The sequence below is a fragment of the Mesorhizobium sp. YL-MeA3-2017 genome (genome assembly GCF_030814575.1).
Lineage (GTDB): Bacteria > Pseudomonadota > Alphaproteobacteria > Rhizobiales > Rhizobiaceae > Mesorhizobium > Mesorhizobium terrae.
Genome location: NZ_JAUSVH010000001.1, coordinates 945,288 through 963,864 on the forward strand (window position 1 = coordinate 945,288; position 18,577 = coordinate 963,864).

At 66.2% G+C, this 18,577-nt stretch carries 19 protein-coding genes; 14 read left to right on the plus strand and 5 right to left on the minus strand.

Annotated elements, in window-relative coordinates:
- From cobN to QFZ88_RS04430, 5 genes are read left to right on the plus strand one after another with little or no spacing between them, the layout of a single operon-like run.
- Complete coding sequence (cobN, locus tag QFZ88_RS04410) at nt 1-3,438, plus strand: cobaltochelatase subunit CobN (protein WP_024924556.1); 3,438 nt, start codon at nt 1-3, stop codon at nt 3,436-3,438.
- On the plus strand, nt 3,435-4,778 hold the full coding sequence (gene cobG / locus QFZ88_RS04415; RefSeq protein WP_024924555.1) for a precorrin-3B synthase: 1,344 nt from the start codon (nt 3,435-3,437) through the stop codon (nt 4,776-4,778). The genes cobN and cobG overlap by 4 nt, the downstream gene beginning before the upstream one ends.
- Nucleotides 4,779-4,790: 12 nt before the next feature.
- Nucleotides 4,791-5,423 (plus strand): precorrin-8X methylmutase, encoded by a 633-nt coding sequence (locus tag QFZ88_RS04420; RefSeq protein ID WP_024924554.1) that lies wholly within the window; start codon nt 4,791-4,793, stop codon nt 5,421-5,423.
- Nucleotides 5,420-6,169, plus strand: coding sequence for a precorrin-2 C(20)-methyltransferase (locus tag QFZ88_RS04425; RefSeq protein ID WP_024924553.1), 750 nt, complete (start codon nt 5,420-5,422; stop codon nt 6,167-6,169). The genes QFZ88_RS04420 and QFZ88_RS04425 overlap by 4 nt, the downstream gene beginning before the upstream one ends.
- Complete coding sequence (locus QFZ88_RS04430) at nt 6,166-6,930, plus strand: precorrin-3B C(17)-methyltransferase (protein WP_024924552.1); 765 nt, start codon at nt 6,166-6,168, stop codon at nt 6,928-6,930. The genes QFZ88_RS04425 and QFZ88_RS04430 overlap by 4 nt, the downstream gene beginning before the upstream one ends.
- Here the strand turns inward: QFZ88_RS04430 and QFZ88_RS04435 are convergent.
- Nucleotides 6,894-7,661, minus strand: coding sequence for a cobalt-precorrin-6A reductase (locus QFZ88_RS04435; protein ID WP_024924551.1), 768 nt, complete (start codon nt 7,659-7,661; stop codon nt 6,894-6,896). The two genes, QFZ88_RS04430 and QFZ88_RS04435, sit on opposite strands and share 37 nt — an antisense overlap.
- Before the next feature lies 1 nt (nt 7,662).
- Between QFZ88_RS04435 and QFZ88_RS04440 the strand changes: the two genes are divergently transcribed.
- From QFZ88_RS04440 to QFZ88_RS04480, 9 genes are all read left to right on the plus strand, one after another.
- Complete coding sequence (locus tag QFZ88_RS04440; RefSeq protein ID WP_024924550.1) at nt 7,663-8,898, plus strand: bifunctional cobalt-precorrin-7 (C(5))-methyltransferase/cobalt-precorrin-6B (C(15))-methyltransferase; 1,236 nt, start codon at nt 7,663-7,665, stop codon at nt 8,896-8,898.
- Nucleotides 8,877-9,284, plus strand: coding sequence for a cobalamin biosynthesis protein (locus QFZ88_RS04445; RefSeq protein WP_245317510.1), 408 nt, complete (start codon nt 8,877-8,879; stop codon nt 9,282-9,284). Before QFZ88_RS04440 ends, QFZ88_RS04445 begins: the two co-directional genes overlap by 22 nt.
- On the plus strand, nt 9,281-10,039 hold the full coding sequence (cobM, locus tag QFZ88_RS04450; protein ID WP_024924548.1) for a precorrin-4 C(11)-methyltransferase: 759 nt from the start codon (nt 9,281-9,283) through the stop codon (nt 10,037-10,039). Before QFZ88_RS04445 ends, cobM begins: the two co-directional genes overlap by 4 nt.
- A complete protein-coding gene (cobA, locus tag QFZ88_RS04455; protein ID WP_024924547.1) occupies nt 10,036-10,821 on the plus strand; it encodes a uroporphyrinogen-III C-methyltransferase in 786 nt (261 codons plus the stop codon). Before cobM ends, cobA begins: the two co-directional genes overlap by 4 nt.
- Nucleotides 10,818-12,134: a cobyrinate a,c-diamide synthase gene (locus tag QFZ88_RS04460; protein WP_024924546.1), complete on the plus strand. Its 1,317-nt coding sequence runs from the start codon at nt 10,818-10,820 to the stop codon at nt 12,132-12,134. Before cobA ends, QFZ88_RS04460 begins: the two co-directional genes overlap by 4 nt.
- A complete protein-coding gene (locus QFZ88_RS04465; RefSeq protein WP_024924545.1) occupies nt 12,131-12,898 on the plus strand; it encodes an adenosylcobinamide-GDP ribazoletransferase in 768 nt (255 codons plus the stop codon). Before QFZ88_RS04460 ends, QFZ88_RS04465 begins: the two co-directional genes overlap by 4 nt.
- Before the next feature lie 24 nt (nt 12,899-12,922).
- Complete coding sequence (gene cobT, locus QFZ88_RS04470) at nt 12,923-13,933, plus strand: nicotinate-nucleotide--dimethylbenzimidazole phosphoribosyltransferase (RefSeq protein WP_024924544.1); 1,011 nt, start codon at nt 12,923-12,925, stop codon at nt 13,931-13,933.
- A gap of 133 nt (nt 13,934-14,066) precedes the next feature.
- The gene (locus QFZ88_RS04475; RefSeq protein ID WP_024924543.1) at nt 14,067-14,354 is read left to right on the plus strand and encodes a hypothetical protein; all 288 of its coding nucleotides are present in this window, start codon (nt 14,067-14,069) and stop codon (nt 14,352-14,354) included.
- 381 nt (nt 14,355-14,735) lie between these two features.
- Nucleotides 14,736-15,011 carry a hypothetical protein gene (locus QFZ88_RS04480; RefSeq protein WP_137900528.1) on the plus strand — a complete coding sequence of 92 codons (276 nt, stop codon included), beginning with the start codon at nt 14,736-14,738 and terminating at the stop codon, nt 15,009-15,011.
- Nucleotides 15,012-15,090: 79 nt separating this feature from the next.
- Here the strand turns inward: QFZ88_RS04480 and QFZ88_RS04485 are convergent, their stop codons facing one another.
- From QFZ88_RS04485 to QFZ88_RS04500, 4 genes are read right to left on the minus strand one after another with little or no spacing between them, the layout of a single operon-like run.
- Nucleotides 15,091-15,594: a DUF995 domain-containing protein gene (locus QFZ88_RS04485; RefSeq protein WP_024924541.1), complete on the minus strand. Its 504-nt coding sequence runs from the start codon at nt 15,592-15,594 to the stop codon at nt 15,091-15,093.
- 29 nt (nt 15,595-15,623) lie between these two features.
- Nucleotides 15,624-16,586 (minus strand): glycoside hydrolase family 26 protein, encoded by a 963-nt coding sequence (locus tag QFZ88_RS04490; protein ID WP_024924540.1) that lies wholly within the window; start codon nt 16,584-16,586, stop codon nt 15,624-15,626.
- Between the two features lie 15 nt (nt 16,587-16,601).
- Nucleotides 16,602-17,174: a DUF995 domain-containing protein gene (locus tag QFZ88_RS04495; RefSeq protein WP_024924539.1), complete on the minus strand. Its 573-nt coding sequence runs from the start codon at nt 17,172-17,174 to the stop codon at nt 16,602-16,604.
- 7 nt (nt 17,175-17,181) lie between these two features.
- A complete protein-coding gene (locus QFZ88_RS04500; RefSeq protein ID WP_024924538.1) occupies nt 17,182-18,573 on the minus strand; it encodes a UDP-glucose dehydrogenase family protein in 1,392 nt (463 codons plus the stop codon).
- Nucleotides 18,574-18,577 lie beyond the last annotated feature (4 nt).

Below are 18,577 nucleotides of genomic sequence, written 5' to 3' on the forward strand. Positions count from 1 at the left end.
TTGCACATCCTGACCACCACCTCCGCCTCGCTCGACGACATCGCCGAGCCAGTCGACCTGCGCCAGCAGCCGGCGGAGATGGTGGCGCTGTCGTTCACCGACAGCGATCTGGCCGGACTGGCATCGGCCTGGCAGGCGGATGCCGGCAACCTGCCTTCGATGCGGCTGGCGGCGTTGCGGGATCTGCGCCACCCGATGTCGGTCGATCTGTGGATCGACAGCGTGGCCCAACACGCCAAGGTGATCCTGGTGCGCATCCTCGGCGGTCACGACTGGTGGCGCTACGGCTGCGACCAGCTCGCCGCGGTGGCGGGTGCCAAGGGCATCAAGCTGGCGCTGCTGCCCGGCGAATCGCACGATGAAGACCTGCGGCTCACCGAGGCCTCCACCTTGCCCGCGGATGAGCTGGCGGCGCTGCTTTCCTATTTCCGCCAGGGCGGCGCAGCCAACATGACGGCGCTCGTGCGACGCCTGGCCGGGCTTTGCGGCCGGAACGTCGTCGCAACCCAGCCGGTCGAAGTGCCGAAGGCTGGTTTTTATCAACCGGGCATTGGTGTGGCGGATGGATTGGCTTCCTTCTTCCCGTTCACGGGGAGAATATCCCAGCAGGGGGGTCTGAAGGACGGGCAGGAGCCGCCCCTCATCCGCCCCTTCGGGGCACCTTCTCCCCGTGAACGGGGAGAAGGAAACAACCCCGTTGTCCCGATCCTGTTCTACCGCTCGATGCTGCTGGCGGCCGACGCCGCGCCTATCGATGCTTTGGCTGAAGCGTTGCAGGCACGCGGCATCGCCGCGGTGCCGATCTTCGTTTCCAGCTTGAAGGACAAGACCTCGCTCGATTTTGTCGAGACCGCGTTCGGCGAGCTAAAGCCGGCGGCGATCGTCACCGCCACCGCCTTTGCTTCCGGCGCGGAACCCGGCACCGAGACGCTGTTCGACCGTGCCGGCGTGCCGGTGTTCCAGATCATCGTCGCCACCACGCGCCGTGACGCCTGGGAAACCAATCAGCGCGGGCTAGCGCCCGCCGACCTTGCCATGCATGTCGTGCTGCCGGAGCTGGATGGCCGCATCCTCGCCGGCGCCGTCTCCTTCAAGGCCGAGGTCGAGGCGAATGCCGCTCTTGCCTTCCGCGCCTTCGCCAACCGGCCGGAACCCGATCGTGTCGAAAGCGTCGCCAACCGCATCGCCGCCCATATCCGGCTGCAAAAGACACCGGCGAGCGAACGCCGCCTTGCCATCCTGATCCCGGACTATCCGAGCGCACCGGGGCGCACCGGCTATGCCGTCGGTCTGGATGTGCCTTCCTCCGTGCTTGCCATGCTGCACGACCTTAAGGAGGCCGGTTACGCGGTTGAGAAGATTCCGCAATCGCCGCGCGTGCTGCTCGATCTTCTCGAACGGAACTGCGAAGGGCTTTCGCTGGAAGACTACGCAATACTGTCCGAACATCTGCCGGACGAGGCACGCCGGATAGTGGTCGAAGCCTGGGGCGAGCCGGCGGCATCGTCCCGCTTCCCCTTCCGTGCGGCCACCTTCGGCAACGTCACCGTGGCGCTGGCGCCGGATCGTGGCCGCTCGGCGGACCGGCGCGCCGACTATCATGACCCGACGCTGCCGCCGCGCCACGAACTGGTCGCTTTCGGCCTGTGGCTGCAGCAATCGCTCGGCGTGCAGGCGATCGTCCATGTCGGCGCCCATGGAACGCTGGAATGGCTGCCCGGCAAGACGGTGGCGCTTGGGCAGAATTGCTTCCCCGAGATCGTCACTGGCGCGCTGCCGGTCATCTATCCTTTCATCGTCTCCAATCCGGGCGAGGCCGCACAGGCCAAGCGCCGCATCGCCGCCGTCACCCTCGGCCATCTGCCGCCGCCGTTGACCGGCGCGGGCCTGGACGAAAGCCAGCAGGAACTGGAGCGGCTGGTCGACGAATATGCGCAGGCCGATGGGCTCGACCGCCGCCGTCGCGACCGGCTGGCGAAGCTGATCGTGGAGACTGCCTCCAAGACCGGCCTTGCCTCGGAAGCCGGCGTCGCCAGGACCGACGCGCCAGATGAAGCGCTGCGTCGCATCGACGCCTGGCTGTGCGACGTCAAGGATTTCGCGGTCAAGGACGGCTTGCATATCTATGGCCGCGCGCCGGATGGCGAGGCCAACGCACTGCGCCTGCAAAGCGCGATCAATGAAAAAGCCACCCTGCTGGCCGCGCTCGACGGCCGCCACATCACCGCAGGGCCGGCGGGCGCGCCGGCGCGTGGCCGCACCGACGTGCTGCCCACCGGGCGCAACCTGTTCACCGCAGATCCGCGCACCATGCCGACGCCGACCGCCTTTGATCTCGGCAAGGCCGCTGCCGACGAGATCGTGGTCAGTTTCATGCAAAGCCATGGTGACTGGCCGCGCGCTCTGGTCATCGATCTCTGGGGTTCCGCCTCGCTGCGCACCGGCGGTGAGGAGATTGCCCAGGGCCTGGCGCTGATGGGCTGCCGCCCGCAATGGGATGCCGCCACCGGCCGTATCACCGGCATCGAAGTACTGCCGCCGGCGGCACTTGGGCGGCCGCGTGTCGACGTCACCTGGCGCATATCAGGCCTGTTCCGCGACATGTTCCCAACCCAGATCGCGCTCATCGACGCCGCCGCGCGCGCCGTTGCCCAGCGAGACGAGGACGACACCGAAAATCCGCTCGCCGCCGCCACGCGTGCCGCAGGGCGGGTCGAGCCACGCATCTTCGGTTCTTCGCCCGGCACCTACGGCGCCGGCCTGGAAGCCATGCTGGCCAGCGGCGAATGGCAAAGCCGCGAAGAGCTTGGCCGCGCCTATCTCGATGCAGCCTCGCACGCCTATGGCGGCGCCGAAGGCGAAGGGGCAGCTGCGCCCGGTGCCTTTGCCGGCCGTATCGCGGAGGCTGATCTTCTCGTGCATACCGGCGACGATCCCGGCCGCGACATCCTCGAGGGTTCCGCCGACGTCGCCTTCATTGGCGGCTTCGCGGCGGCTGTCGCAGCGCTTGGCGGCAAGGCCGACGTTATCGTACTCGACACCACTGACCCGGCGAAGCCGAAGCCGCGTTCGGTGTCAGAAGCGGTGACGCGTGTGGTGCGGGCACGCGCCGTCAACCGGCGCTTCATCGAGGGACAGATGCGGCACGGCCCGCGCGGCGCCTCGGAATTCGCCGAGACGGTCGACAGGCTCGTCGGCTTCGCCGAAACCACCCAAGCCATTGCAGGCAATCTGATCGGCGCCGTGCACGATGCCTATCTGGGCGACGAGACTGTGCGCGCCTTCCTGTTGCGCGAGAACCCGGCAGCCGCGAAATTCATCGCCGAACGCCTCGCCTCGGCAAGACGGCGCGGACTGTGGCACCCGCTGCGCAATTCGGTCGACGACGACCTCGCGGCATTGATCGCCGAGGCTGGCCGCAGCGAGGCAGCCGAATGAATGCCGCCCGACGCCGGGGCGCCTGCCCCGCCCTGACGGCGCCGATGCAGACCGGCGACGGGCTTTTGGTGCGGCTCAACCCCGTTGCTGGAGGACTCGCTTCCAAAGCCCTGATCGGACTCTGCGAATCGGCCTCACGCCACGGCAACGGCATCATGGAGGTGACGGCGCGCGGCTCGATCCAGATTCGTGGGTTGACGGCGACAAGCGCGGCGGTGCTGGCCGCGGAAGTGAATGCGCTGGGCATCGCCGTGCGCACCGGCGTACCGGTCGAGACCGGGCCTCTGGCCGGCCTGGACTTGAGCGAAACAGCCGACCCGCGCGCCTTGGCCGAGGCGATCCGCGCCGCGATCTACGAGGCCGGCCTTGCCGGCAAGCTCGGGCCAAAAGTGTCCGTTGTCGTGGATGGTGGCGGGTTGATCAGCCTTGACGCGATTCTAGCCGATGTGCGGCTGGTCGCGGTTCGTCGCGATGGTAGCGTAAGCTGGCATCTCTCGATTGGCGGCACGGCGACCACAGCGCGACCGCTGGGCCTGTTCGACGAAGCGCGAGCCAGCGACCTGACCATGGCGATTCTTAAGGCAATCGCCACACTGGGCCGCGAAGGTCGAGCGCGGGACCTGGATACGGAACAGCTCACGGAGCGGAGTGCCGTCGCGCCCGAAGGTGTCATTGAATCACCTTCTGAAAAGCCCCTCTCAAGCGATTCATTTCCCATTGGAATTTTCCCGCTCACCAATTCGGCCGAAGTTCTCGGCATCGCCCTGCCCTTCGGTTCGATGCCGGCCCAGGCAATCGCAAGGCTCGCAGCCGAGGCAGTCGCGCGCGGTGCCAGCGAGATCCGCCCGTCGCCACAGCGCACATTGTTGTTCCTTGGCCTGACAAGGCAAGCCGGTGCCGAACTGCGACAGGCCGCAGGCGCGCTCGGCTTCGTCACCGAAGCGAGCGACCCGCGCACCCATATCGCGGCCTGCCCCGGCACGCCGGCCTGCGCGTCCGGTCATCTGTCGACGCGGGGGATCGCGGAAACAATCGCCGCCGACCATACCGGTTTTCTCGACGGCTCGTTCACCCTGCATATTTCGGGCTGCGCCAAGGGCTGCGCGCACCCGGCAGCAGCGGCGCTGACGCTGGTGGGCGACGAAAACAAAGCCGGACTTGTCGTTGACGGGACGGCGAAGGCCCTTCCGCCCCGATACAGCCCACGATATGAAGCCGCGCGCGGCCTCGGTCGCGTTGCCGCGCTGGCCGGCGGCGCAAGGCGCGACAACGAAACGGTTGCCGCCTGCCTTGCCCGGCTGGGCGAGACGGCGATCACGCAAGCCTTCGCACGGGAATGAGCACGGATGAGCATGGCCGCCTACGACTACATTCATGACGGCAACGCCATCTACGAGCGTTCTTTCGCCATCATCCGTGCCGAGGCGGACCTGTCGCGTTTCTCCGAAGCCGAGGCCGACATCGCCATTCGCATGATCCATGCCTGCGGTCAGGTCGAGGCGGCCCGGCATTTTGTCTTCTCTCCGGATTTCGCCGACACCGCCCGTAATGCGCTGAAAGCCGGCGCGCCGATCCTGTGCGACGCTCAGATGGTGGTGCATGGTGTCACCCGCGCCCGCCTGCCCGCCGGCAATGAGGTGATCTGCACGCTGCGCGACCCGCGCACCGCAGAAATCGCCAAGGCGATCGGCAACACGCGTTCGGCCGCCGCCATCGACCTGTGGAGCCAGCATATGGCCGGTGCGGTCGTCGCCATCGGCAACGCGCCGACGGCTTTGTTCTATCTGCTCGAAAAGCTGCGCGACGGCGCACCCAAACCAGCCGCCATCATCGGCATGCCGGTGGGTTTCGTCGGTGCCGCCGAATCCAAGGACGCGCTGGCCGAGAACTCCTACGGCGTGCCTTTCGCCATTGTGCGCGGCCGGCTGGGCGGCAGCGCCATGACCGCCGCCGCGCTGAATTCACTGGCGAGGCCGGGCCTGTGAGCGCGGCTGTCAAAGGCCGTCTCATCGGCGTCGGCACCGGTCCCGGCGACCCCGAACTGATGACGCTGAAGGCCGTGCGCGCGCTGGCCGAGGCCGATGTCGTCGCGCATTTTTCCAAACGCGGTGCCAATGGCAATGCCCGCACCATCGTCGGCGAGCACCATCGCCCGGACTGGATCGAACTGCCGCTCGTCTATCCCGTCACCACCGAGATCGACAAGGACAGCGACGACTACAAAACGGCGATCACCGGCTTCTACGAAGAGTCCGCTGCAAAGGTCGCCGAGCATCTCGACCAGGGCCGAACCGTCGCCATCCTTTCGGAGGGCGATCCGCTGTTCTACGGCTCCTACATGCACCTGCACGTGCGCCTTGCTCATCGTTATCCGACCGAAGTCATTCCGGGTGTGACCGCCATGTCGGGCTGCTGGTCGGCCAACGGCCTGCCTATTGTCCAGGGCGACGATGTGCTGACCGTATTGCCCGGCACGATGAGCGAGTTCGAGCTGACCCGCCGGCTGGCCGACACCGATGCCGCCGTCATCATGAAGGTAGGCCGCAACCTGCCGAAGATCCGCAGGGCACTGGAAGCCGCCGGCAAGCTGGTCCGCGCCGTCTATGTCGAACGCGGCACCATGCCAGGCTCGATCTCCATGCGGCTGAAGGACAAGGAAGACGACAAGGCGCCCTATTTCGCGGTGGTGCTGGTTGCCGGCTGGTCCGGCCGCCCGGGGGCGGACCAATGAGCGGCCGTCTCTTCGTCATCGGGCTTGGTCCCGGCAACGCCAATCAGGTGACGCCGGAAGCCAGCCAGGCGGTTGCGGAAGCCGAGTTCTTCTATGGCTACAAACCCTATGTCGACCGGCTGGACCTCAAACCGCACCAGACCCGCATCGCCTCCGACAACCGCGAGGAACTGGCGCGCGCCAAGGAAGCCATCGTCAAGGCGTCTGAAGGTCATGCCGTGGCCGTCGTCTCCGGCGGCGATCCCGGCGTGTTCGCCATGGCAGCCGCCGTCTGCGAGGCGATCGAGGACGGTCCGGCCGAATGGCGCGACATCGACCTTCAGATCGTGCCGGGCGTCACCGCGATGCTGGCGGTGGCGGCACGAGCCGGCGCACCGCTCGGCCATGATTTCTGCGCCATCTCGCTGTCCGACAATCTGAAACCCTGGGACCTGATCGAACTGAGGCTGCTGGCGGCGGCCGGCGCCGGTTTTGTCGTCGCGCTCTACAATCCGATCAGCAAGTCGCGCCCATGGCAGCTCGGTCGCGCCTTCGAGGCGCTGGCCGCCGTGTTGCCCGGCACCACGCCGGTCATCTTCGGCCGCGCCGCCGGGCGCCCTGACGAACGCATCAACGTCGCAGCCCTAGCCTTCGCCAGGGCCGAGATGGCCGACATGGCCACCTGCGTCATCATCGGATCGCCAGAAACCCGTGTCATCAAGCGCGACGGCAAGCCGGCGCTGATCTACACGCCGCGCTCGGCCACGGGACGCAGGGAATGATCGATCATGGCAAGCAGATCGGGAATGCTCGGCGCCGAAGGCACGGCCGGCAGCACCGGCCTGCGGATCATCACCACGTCGATGCCAAGGCTACGCGCCGCGGCGATCTTGCCATAGGTCGCCTCGCCGCCGCTGTTCTTGCACACGACGGCATCGATGCGCTGGTCCACGAGCAGGCGGTGTTCGTCCACCTCGCGAAACGGGCCACGCGCCAGAAGATAGTCGACATGGGAGACGCCAAGCGGCGGTTCGACAGGGTCGACGCTGCGCAACAAATAATGATGCTGCGGCGCTGCTTCGAAGGCGCCAACCTCCTGTCGCCCAAGCGCCAGGAAAACGCGCCGTGCGATTGGTCCCAATGCCGCGACGGCCTCGGGCACCCCCTCAACCTCCACCCAGCGATCGCCCTGTTCACGCTGCCAGCCGGGACGCCGCAATGCCAGGATCGGCACGCCGGCAAGACGGGCCGCCTCGGCCGCGTTGGCGGAAATGCGCGCCGCATAAGGATGCGTCGCATCGATCAACAGATCGGTCTCGGTCTCCTTCAGATAGGCCGCGAGCCCTTCCGCGCCGCCGAAGCCGCCGACACGTGTCGGCACCTGCTGCGCGACCGGATTTTCGGTGCGCCCCGCCAGCGACAGGATAAGTTCGACATCCGGCCGCGCCGCCAGCCGGCCGGCCAGCTGCCGTGCCTCAGTGGTGCCGCCCAGGATCAGAATGCGGTGGGACATCATGCCTGCTGAGAAAGAAACACATGCCGCGCCCGCCTGGCTCGCCATCGTCGGTATCGGCGAGGACGGTGTAGCGGGTCTGGGCGACGAGGCCAAGCGGCTGATCGCGGATGCTGAGTTCGTCTTTGGCGGCAAGCGCCATTTCGACCTCGCCGGTACGCTCGTCACCGGCGAGATGCATGAATGGCCATCACCTTTCGACCCGGAAATGGAAGCCGTGCTCGACCGCGCCGGACGCCGCGTCTGCGTGCTCGCCTCCGGCGATCCGTTCTTCCACGGCGTCGGCGTGACGTTGGCGCGCAAGGTCGCCGCCGCCGACATGGTGGTGGTGCCCGCTCCTTCGTCTCTTTCGCTCGCCGCTTCCAGGCTCGGCTGGGCGCTGCAGGATGTCGAGACGATCTCGCTGCATGGCCGCCCGCTCGACCTGATCCGCCCGCTACTGCATCCCGGCGCACGTTTACTGGCGCTGACCTCGGACGGCGCAGCCCCGGCCAAGGTAGCGACCCTGCTTTCCGAGCTCGGTTTCGGCCCATCGCGACTGACGGTGCTGGAAGCACTGGGCGGTCAGGAAGAAGTCGTCCGCGGCGCCCGCGCCGGCGATTTCAACCTCAAAAACATCAATCCGCTCAATGTGCTGGCGCTCGAGATTGAATCGGAATCCGAGGCGCGGATATTGCCCTTGGCCTCCGGTCTCGCCGACGATCTGTTCGAGAACGATGGCCAGATCACCAAGCGCGAGGTGCGCGCCGTCACGCTCTCCGCGCTGACGCCGCGCCGCGGCGAAGTGTTGTGGGATATCGGCGCGGGATCGGGTTCGATCGCCATCGAATGGATGCTGTCGCACCCTTCGCTGCGCGCCGTCGCCATCGAGGCCAATGCCGAGCGCGCCGGGCGCATTCGCCGCAATGCGGCTGCCTTCGGCGTACCGGGGCTCGCAGTGGTCGAAGGCCTAGCACCGCAGGCGCTCGCCGGCCTGCCGGCACCGGACGCGATCTTCATTGGCGGCGGCGGCACCGACGCCGGCGTCTTTGACGCTGCGCTCAAGGCCCTGCCGTCGGGCGGCCGTTGCGTGGCCAATGCGGTGACGCTGGAGATGGAGGCGCTGCTCGTGGCCCGCCATGCGGCTCTCGGCGGCACGCTGACCCGCATCGCCATTTCGCGGGCTGCCCCCGTCGGCACCATGCAGGCCTGGCGCCCGGCCCTGCCGGTGACGCAATGGAGCTGGGTCAAGACATGATCGTCGCGGGCATAGGCTGCCGCAAGGGTGCGGATACTGCGAGCGTCATTGCCGCCATCGATGCCGTGCTCGCCGGCCACAGTCTCGATCGTTCCGCGCTCTCCGTGCTGGCCACCACAACCTTCAAGAAGGACGAGGTCGGCATCTTCGCCGCGGCACGGAAGTTGGGATTGGAGGTGATCGTGGTTGAGGTCACCGCCGCAGATGAGCCAGGCGGAGAGGATACGCTCACCCGGTCCGAAATTTCCCTCGCCATCGCCGGTTCGTCATCGGTTTCGGAAAGCGCGGCGCTTGCAGCGGCGGGCGAAGGCGCGCGCCTGCTAGGGCCACGCATCATTGTCGGCGCCGTCACCTGCGCCATAGCCACCAGCGGAGCCTCGGCATGACCGTGCATTTCATCGGCGCCGGTCCGGGTGCCGCCGACCTCATCACCTTACGCGGCGCCAAGCTGCTTGGCTCGTGCCCCGTGTGCCTTTACGCAGGCTCGATCGTGGCGCCCGAACTGCTCGAACACTGCGCGCCAGGCACGCGATTGGTCGACACCGCGCCGATGTCGCTGGACGAGATCGAGGCCGAATATGTTGCCGCCGCCCAGGCCGGCCAGGATGTGGCGCGTCTGCATTCAGGCGACCTTTCGGTGTGGAGTGCCGTCGCTGAGCAGATCCGCCGTCTCGAACGCAACGGCATTGCCTACACGCTGACGCCCGGCGTCCCGTCCTTTGCCGCCGCGGCCGCAGCGCTGAAACGCGAACTGACCATCCCGGAAGTCGCGCAGAGCCTGGTGCTGACCCGCGTCTCTGGTCGTGCCTCCAAGATGCCGCCTGGCGAAACGCTGTCGGCCTTCGGCCGCACCGGCGCCACGCTGGCGATCCATCTCGCCATCCACGCCATCGAACAGGTGGTGGCGGAACTGACCCCGCATTATGGCGGCGACTGCCCGGTCGCCATAGTCTTTCGCGCCTCCTGGCCCGACGAACGCGTCATCCGCGCGACGCTGGAGACGGTCGCGGCCGCCCTTGCCGCCGATCCGATCGAGCGCACCGCGCTGATCTTTGTCGGGCGTTCGCTGGCGGCGCAGGATTTCACCGAAAGCTCGCTCTACGACCCTTATTATCAGCGGCGCTTCAGGAACCGGCAATGACGTTTTCCGAAACCTTCCAGAAGCTCACCGCACACAAACCGCGGCTGCAACCCGGCCATGTCTGGCTGGCCGGCTCCGGCCCCGGCGACCCCAGCCTGCTCACGCTGGAAGTGCTTTCGGCGCTGACCGAGGCCGACGCGCTGGTGCATGACGCGCTGGTCTCGCCGGAGATCATCGCTGTCGCCGAACGGGCGGAGAAATTCTATGTCGGCAAGCGCGGCGGCCGGCTGTCCATTCCGCAGGAAGACATCAACGCCCTTATCGTGAAACTCGCCAAGGAAGGCCGCAAGGTGGTGCGCCTGAAGGGCGGCCATCCTTATGTCTTCGCGCGCGGCGCCGAGGAAACGCTGGCTTTGGCCGAGCACGGCATTCCCTACCGGGTTCTGCCGGGTGTCACCTCGGCCTTCGGCGGCCTGACCTCGGCCGGCATTCCGGCCACCATGCGCGGCATCAACGGCGCCATCATCCTAGCAACGGGCTTCGCCGCTGTCTCCGACGACCGGCCGGACTGGGCAGCCCTTGCCCGCACCGGCCAGCCCATCGTCATCTATATGGGCCTGACCCATATGGAGGCGACCATCGCCGACCTTATGGCAGGTGGGCTGACGGCGGACATGCCGGCGGCGCTGATCGAGAACGCCACATTGCCACAAGAGCGCACCGTGGTCGCCACGCTGGGCACACTGGTCGAAGCAGCCGCGCGGGAGGCAATCGTTTCTCCCGCGCTCATCGTCATCGGCGGCATCGTCGCCATGCGCGACAGGCTGGTGCAGCGACCATGAACGCGACGGCCCTCATCGTCGGCGCGCCGCGCTCCGGCTCCGGCAAGACCAGCGTCACCATCGGCATCCTGCGTGCGCTGGCCAGGCGCGGCGTTCGCGTGCGCGGCGCGAAGTCCGGTCCCGATTATATCGATCCCGGCTTCCATGCCGCCGCCACCGGTCTGCCCGGCGTCAATCTGGACAGTTGGGCGATGCCGCCTTCCCTGCTCAACGGCCTGGCGGCGCAGACAGCCGACAATGCCGAACTGGTGGTGCTGGAAAGCGCCATGGGCCTGTTCGATGGCATCCCTTCGCCGGACGGGCGCACGGGATCGGCCGCCGACCTCGCCCGGCTCTACCGGCTGCCCGTCCTGTTGGTGCTTGACGTCTCCGGGCAATCGACGACGGCCGCGGCGATCGCCAAGGGCCTTTCCTGCTATGATCCGAATGTGCGCGTGGCCGGCGTCGTGCTCAACCGGCTGGGCAGCGAGCGCCATCGCAAGCTCTGCACCGAGGCCATCGAGGCGCTGGGCTTGCCCGTAGTCGGTGCCATTCTGCGCGATTCAGCCCTTGCCTTGCCCGAACGCCATCTCGGCCTTGTCCAGGCCAGCGAACATGCCAGCCTGATGCAGCATCTCGACCGGCTGGCCGATATGGCCGACGCTTCGCTGAACCTCGACGCCATCATGGCGCTCGCCGCCCCGCTCGAACCGGCTGATGGCAGTTTCGAGGCAGCGCTGCCGCCGCCGGGACAACGCATCGCGCTCGCCGAGGATGCCGCCTTCACCTTCATCTATCCGCATGTCGCCGCGCATTGGCGCAAATCGGGCGCCGAGATCGTGCCCTTCTCGCCACTGGCGGACGAGGCGCCGGACGAGAGCTGCGACGTCTGCTGGCTGCCCGGCGGCTATCCGGAGCTGCATGCGGGCAAGCTGGCCGCCGCCAGCGATTTCCAGGCGGGCATCAAGCGCTTCGCCGCGACGAAGCCGGTCCATGGCGAGTGCGGCGGCTTCATGGTTCTGGGCAAGGCCCTTGAAGACGCCGAAGGCGTCACCCATTCCATGCTCGGCTTGCTCGGCCATTCGACCTCCTTCGCCAAACGCAAGATGAACCTCGGCTACCGCGAGGCCAGGCTGAAGAGCGACAGCGCGCTCGGGCCTGCCGGAACAGTGGTGCGCGGCCACGAATTCCACTACGCTCAGGTGACCGACACCGGCAGCGACGAGCCGCTCGCCGAGCTCGCCGACGGCCAGGGTAACGCGCTCGGGCCCTCCGGTGGACGGCGGGGTCCGGTCAGCGGAACCTTCTTCCACGCCATCGCGATGAACCCATGAGCCGCTTCTCCGCGCCCGGCAAGATCCTCACCGACATAGCGCTTTGTCTGGTCTTCTTCACGCGCTCGCCGTTGCCGGTTCTCGACTTCGGCGACCGCAAGCTGGCCGATGCGATATGGGCGGCGCCGGTGGCAGGTGCGGTTGTGGCCCTGATCGGTGCGATCGTCTTTTCGCTTGCCACCACCTTCGGCGTCGCCTCCGGCCCGGCAGCCGCTCTGACGCTGGCCGCGATGATGCTGACCACCGGTTCGCTACACGAGGACGGCCTTTCCGATGTCGCCGACGGTTTTGGCGGTGGCCGCACGACCGATCGCAAGCTGGAGATCATGCACGACAGCCGCATCGGCGCTTATGGCGCTTCCGCGCTCGGCCTGACCATCCTCATCCGCTGGAGCGCGCTGGCGGAATTCTCCCATGGCTGGTCGGCGCTGTTGGCGCTGATCGCCGCTCACGCCGCCTCGCGCGGGCTGCTGGGTGCCTTCCTGCATCTGATGCCACCGGCCACGGCCGACGGCCTCTCCAGCCGCGCCGGCACCGTCTCTGCCACCACCGCACAGGCAGGCGCGATCCTCGGCGCCGTTGCACTGCTCACCCTCGGGCTGGGCGGCGCGATCGTGGCCGTGGCCCTGCTTGGCCTCATCTTCTACGGTTTCCGCAAGCTCTGTCTCAGCCAGATCGGCGGCCATACCGGCGATGCCGCCGGCGCACTGCAGCAGCTTTGCGAAATCGCCATCCTTGTCGTCGCTTCCGTGTCGCTCACCTGATTCTCTTTCGGAGACACTTCTGCCATGTCCTTCAAAACTCTCGATGAACTGCACAATGCCTGCCGCAACCTGCCTGCCGGCAGCGACACCGCCGCCGCCGCCGTCGCCCGCCGTCAGGATACGCTGACCAAGCCGCAGGGCAGCCTCGGCCGGCTGGAAACCATCGCCGCCTGGCTGGCCCGCTGGCAGGGTCGCGACATGCCGAAGCTGGACCGCGTCAAGGTGATCGTCTTTGCCGGCAACCACGGCGTCACCGCCCAGGGCGTGTCGGCCTATCCGTCGGAAGTGACCGTGCAGATGGTGGCCAATTTCGCCGGCGGCGGCGCCGCCATCAACCAGCTCGCCCGCGCGGCTGGCGCGGAACTCGACGTCATCCCGCTCGATCTCGACCATCCGACCGGCGACTTCACGCAAGGCGCGGCGATGGACGAGGCTGCCTTCCTTGCCGCAGTTTCGGCCGGCTACGACGCCGTCGACGCCGATATCGATCTCCTCTGCCTCGGCGAGATGGGCATCGGCAACACCACGCCGGCGGCGGCGATCTCGGCCGCCCTTTTCGGCGGTGGCGCCGAAAAATGGACCGGTCGCGGCACCGGCGTCGACGACGCCGGCCTGAAGCGCAAGGTGGTCGCCATCGAGGCCGGCCTGCAACGCCATGCTGCCGTGCTGGCCGATCCGCTGAAAGCCGCAGCCGCACTCGGCGGTCGCGAACTGGCCGCCATCTTCGGCGCCACGCTTGCCGCGCGCCACCGCAACGTGCCGGTGCTGCTCGACGGTTTTGTCTGCACGGCGGCCGCGGCTCCCTTGGCCAAACTGCATGCCGCCGGGCTTGCCCATACCATTGCCGCCCATGTCTCGGCCGAAGCCGGCCATCGCGGCTTGCTACAGGCGCTGGGCCTCACGCCCCTGCTCGACCTCGGCATGCGACTGGGCGAAGGCTCCGGCGCTTGCCTGGCTGTCAATCTCGTGCGTTCGGCGCTCGCCTGCCACGCGGGAATGGCCAGCTTCGCCGAGGCAGGCGTTTCGGAGAAATAGACCGGGGCCAGCAAGCCCGGAGAAGACCCGGGCAATCGCCCGACATTGCCAAGCCGGTCGTTTTCGAGGAACCTTCCGGCCATATGGTGGTTTTGACGAGATGCCGGCATCGGACGACAGCAGGAGATTTTCCATGACGATCAGACATTTCGCGACCTGCGCGCTGACGATCGCCATCGCCCTCCCGCTGGCCTCGCCAAGCTTCGCGGGTGAAAACAAACATCATCACAAGAAGCATCGCGCTCATCACGGGGAGCGCTACGTTCCGGCCGGCCGCACCGTCGTCGAAATGCTGTTCGGTGGTCCCCGATACTACGACAGCCAGATGTTTACCACCGCGGCGGGCGCCTGCGCCTATCATCGCGTCGGGCCCGACGCGCGCGCGGCCAACGACGTCAACGACCATTATTGCGGCAAATAGCGACCTTCGATCCGAGCTGGATGACACCCGCTACGTCGCGGCATCGGCTGGCGCCAAATCAGAAATCTGTTGAATATGGCGGCCTGCGACCATTTTTCTATGTCCACATCCGAAACGGAATGCTAGGGGACCGGCTAGTCGGCCATGTGCCGCAGAATGCGGGCCCTGATTTCTGGACGCACCGTCGGACAGTGTCGCGTTAGCCCGAAACAGTACTTTCCGCGGAAAGCTTGCATTTTCAGTTTCATCTCCACGGCGTCTTAAGGCTCCCCGAGTATCGTTGCTGTACTGAACCTGCGCCAATCGACGAGGTCGTGACCCATGGCATTTGGCAATAAATCTTCAGCTTCCGGGATGGTTGGCCACGCCCGGACGATTTTCATGGCTAGCGCCGCGATCATGCTCGCCGCCACGGCGGGATGTTCTGCCGTTGCCGACAGCAATGTGAAAACCGCCTCCTTCAGCGCCAAAACGAGCTATGCGTACCTGGTTCCGACGGCCAAGCCGAAGGCCAAGGTCGTGGCCGCGAGGCACAAGCCAACGGCAACGAAGGATATCGCCAAGGTGGCCAGCGCCACCCCATCCTACGGCAACGCTCCCTATATCTGCACGCCGAGCGGCTTCGGCCATCTTGCCCGTTGCTTTGCCCGGACCTAGTCCAGGCAACGCCTCATCCTAGCCACAGCGTGCGACGATTGCCGGCGGCAGCCTGAAAGCTGCCGCCTTCCTTCTATGACTAGTGGTCCAGCTTAGCCTCGATCCTGGTCAGCCGGTGGCTGACATAGTCGCCGTGCCGCAGCTTCCTGGCTTCGTCGTCTTTCCTTACCGGCGCGTTGGCGAACACATACCAATCGCCCTTCGGCTCGCGCTTCTGATAAACGACGTCACCCTTCTTGCGATGGCTGAAACAGGTGAGGTCGGGCTTGGCGCCACCCATCGCATGCCAGTCGGCCCGGAAACACAGTTTGCCAGGATCGGTGATGAACCAGGTGCCCACCCCGTAACTCAGGGTCTTGCCCCTGCCCGACCAGGCGGTGAAACGGCGCATCGGGATTGCGAAATAGCCGGCGCCGTCCTTCCACATCCATGACCGCTGGCTGTAGAGCCTGTAGAGTTCGTTGTCGTTCAGCGGCTTTGCCTTTTCTATGACTGCGGCGCTGGGCGCCGCAGCCGAGGCTGTTCCGGTACCGGCGACGGTGCCGGCGACCAGCAATAGAAGTATGTTCCGTATCGCGGACATAACCTTTCCTCCCGCGCTTCCACCCTGGTTCAGTTCGCTGCCTGCTGCGTGTGCACGACGCGCCAGTTGGGCAACCCATAACCGTCGGGCCACGGATAGACCTCGCGGTCGTCGAAGTAGACGATATCGGTCAACTCGGGGAATTGCGGATAGGTCTTGGCGACGCTTTCGGCCCAGTCGCGCACATAGTGGTCATCGCCTTCGTATCCCAGTTCCGCCACCACCACCGGTTTGCCGAAACCTTTGACGCGGTTGTATTTCGGCTCCATCTGCTCGACGAAAGTGGTGTCGTGACCGACCTTGTCCCGGTCGAAGGGTTGATAACCGAACACCGACAGACCGATGACGTCGACAAAATCGTCGCCCGGATAGAAGGCTTCGAGACCCTCATTGCCTTTCGGCGACCACATATATTTGGCCGTCTTGATGTGCTGACGGCAAATCGTGACCATGCGCTTGTAGGCAGTCACATAGTCGGCCGGCGGCCAGTGCGCCCAAGAGAACTGGTTGCTGGTCTCGTCCATCTCCTGCGCCCAGCGGATCGTCACCGGGCTCTTGAGCGTCGCGGCTTCCGAACAGACCGCCGCCATGTAGGAATCGCGTTCGCCGTTCAGGATGCTGTGAAGCAATTGCCGCGAAGTGACACGCCAGTGCGGCGACCACGACCACGGCTCCACCGATATCAGCAGCGAGCGACCCCGCTGCTGCGCATAGGCGTCGGCAACCGCCAGCGTGCCCAGATCGACATCCTCCCACGGCAGGAAGAGATGCTCGATCTTCGAGCTGGAATCGCTGCCGAAGTCGCCATAGGGATCATAGGCCCCGAAGCCGATGGATGTGGGCGTGATCACCGGACGCTTGTCCGACGGCATGGTTGCCGTGGCGGAGTTGTTCTTCGGGATACCAAGCGGCAGGTTGCTGGCCGCCATGACCGCTCCCGATGCGATTAGCCCCACGCATGAAAGCGCGATGGCCGCGAGTTTCCTGTTCATCGTCGTTCTCCGATCTCAATAAGCACCTGCCGGCGCTGCGGTCGGCAACGGTGCATGTTCCGGGGTAAGCACGGCCTGCGCCACCGGCCGGTTGGCCATGACCTTGGCGCTTACCGTGTCCTGTTCGACGAGCTTGCCATACTCGTCGTCTTTGTCCGGCACCGCGTGCTTGAACACGTACCAGGCGCCGGAAGGCTCCTTCTTCTGATAGATCGTGCCCTCATCGATCTTGTGGCGGAAGCATGTCTTGTCGGGAGAGGCGCCGGTCGGACCGTGCCACACGGCCCTCAGGCACATCTGCCCGTCATTGGTGAGTACCCAGCGACCTTCGGCCCAGCTTGCGTTGTCGCCAGTGCCGGACCAGGCCCTGAAGAGACGACCCCTGTCTTGCATGCGGCCGGCGCCGTCCGGCCATTGCCAGGTCTTGTCGCGATAGAGGTCGTAGAGGTCGAGCGCAGTCATGGTGCGCGCCTGCGCCGGCACCACGACTGGCTCTTCGGCCCGGGCCGAGCCGCAGTACATCGCAATGCCGAAGCCGGCCAGGAGGCCGTGGCGCGTCAGGGACCAGGTGATGGAATGATTGTCCATGTGAACCTCACTTTCCACGTACCTGGCGGGACCGGATCTGGCGCGAGGTGTCGCGATCCACGTCGTCCGTCAGCAGATTGAGGCGCTCGGCCCGCTCGGGACGTTGGCCGATGGTCGAAACCCGAAACCCTGCGGCCGACGCGGCGCCTGGCTCGAAGGCGCTGCGCAGATCGACAAGGACAGGCCTGCGCATCACGCGCCTGAGACGGCTAAGATCGATGCGGCGGATGCTGTCCCATTCGGTGACGACGACGACCGCATCGGCGTCACGCGCGCATTCATAGGGATCGTCGACCAGCGCGACATTTTCCAGAACGCAACTGGCATTCTCGTTCCCGACCGGATCGTAACCGCGCACGGTTGCGCCGTAACGCTGCAGCGTTTCGATCAGCGGCACCGCCGGCGCTTCGCGCATGTCGTCGGTGTCGGGTTTGAAGGTGAGGCCCAGAACCGCAATGGTCTGGCCATCGACGTCGCCACCGACCGCGTCGACAACCTTGAGCGCCATCTTGCGCTTGCGGGCTTCGTTGGCGACGATGGTCTCCTCGACGATGCGCAACACCACGCCATAGTCCTGCGCGATACGCAGCAGCGCCAACGTATCCTTCGGGAAACACGAGCCGCCATAGCCCGGCCCGGCGTTCAGGAAGCTGTTGCCGATGCGCTTGTCGAGGCCGATGCCGAGTGCCAGTTCGCCGACATTGCTGCCGACTCTCTCGCACAGATCCGCCAGTTCGTTGATGAAGGTGATCTTGGTGGCGAGAAAAGCGTTGGCTGCGTATTTGATCAGTTCGGCGGTGCACCGGTCGGTGACGACCAGCGGCGTTGACCCGAGCGGTTCACGATAGAGCGCCAGCATCACCGCCCGTGCGCGACCGTCCTCGGCGCCGATGACGACACGATCGGGCTTCAGGAAATCGCCGATCGCCACGCCCTCGCGCAGGAACTCCGGATTGGACGCGACCGAGAACGAGCCGCGCCGGCAGACACTGGCGATGATCTTCTCCACCGCGTCGCCAGTGCCGACCGGAACGGTGGACTTGACCGCCACGACCGCACCTTCGGCCAGGAACGGTGCCATCTCGCGCGCCGCCATGTAGACGAAGGAGAGGTCGGCATCGCCCTGCCCGACGCGGGACGGTGTACCGACCGCGATGAACACGACCTGTGCATTGGTGATGGCAGAGGCCAGATCGCAGGTGAAGGACAGCCGATCCGCTTCGCGGTTGCGGGCCACCAGGATATCGAGATCCGGCTCGTAGATCGGCAACTGCCCGTTGTTGATGCGACTGATCTTGTCGGCGTTCTTGTCGACGCAAACAACATCGTGACCCCATTCGGCGAAGCATGTCCCGCTGACGAGACCGACATAACCTGTTCCGATGACCGCGATCTTCATGGTG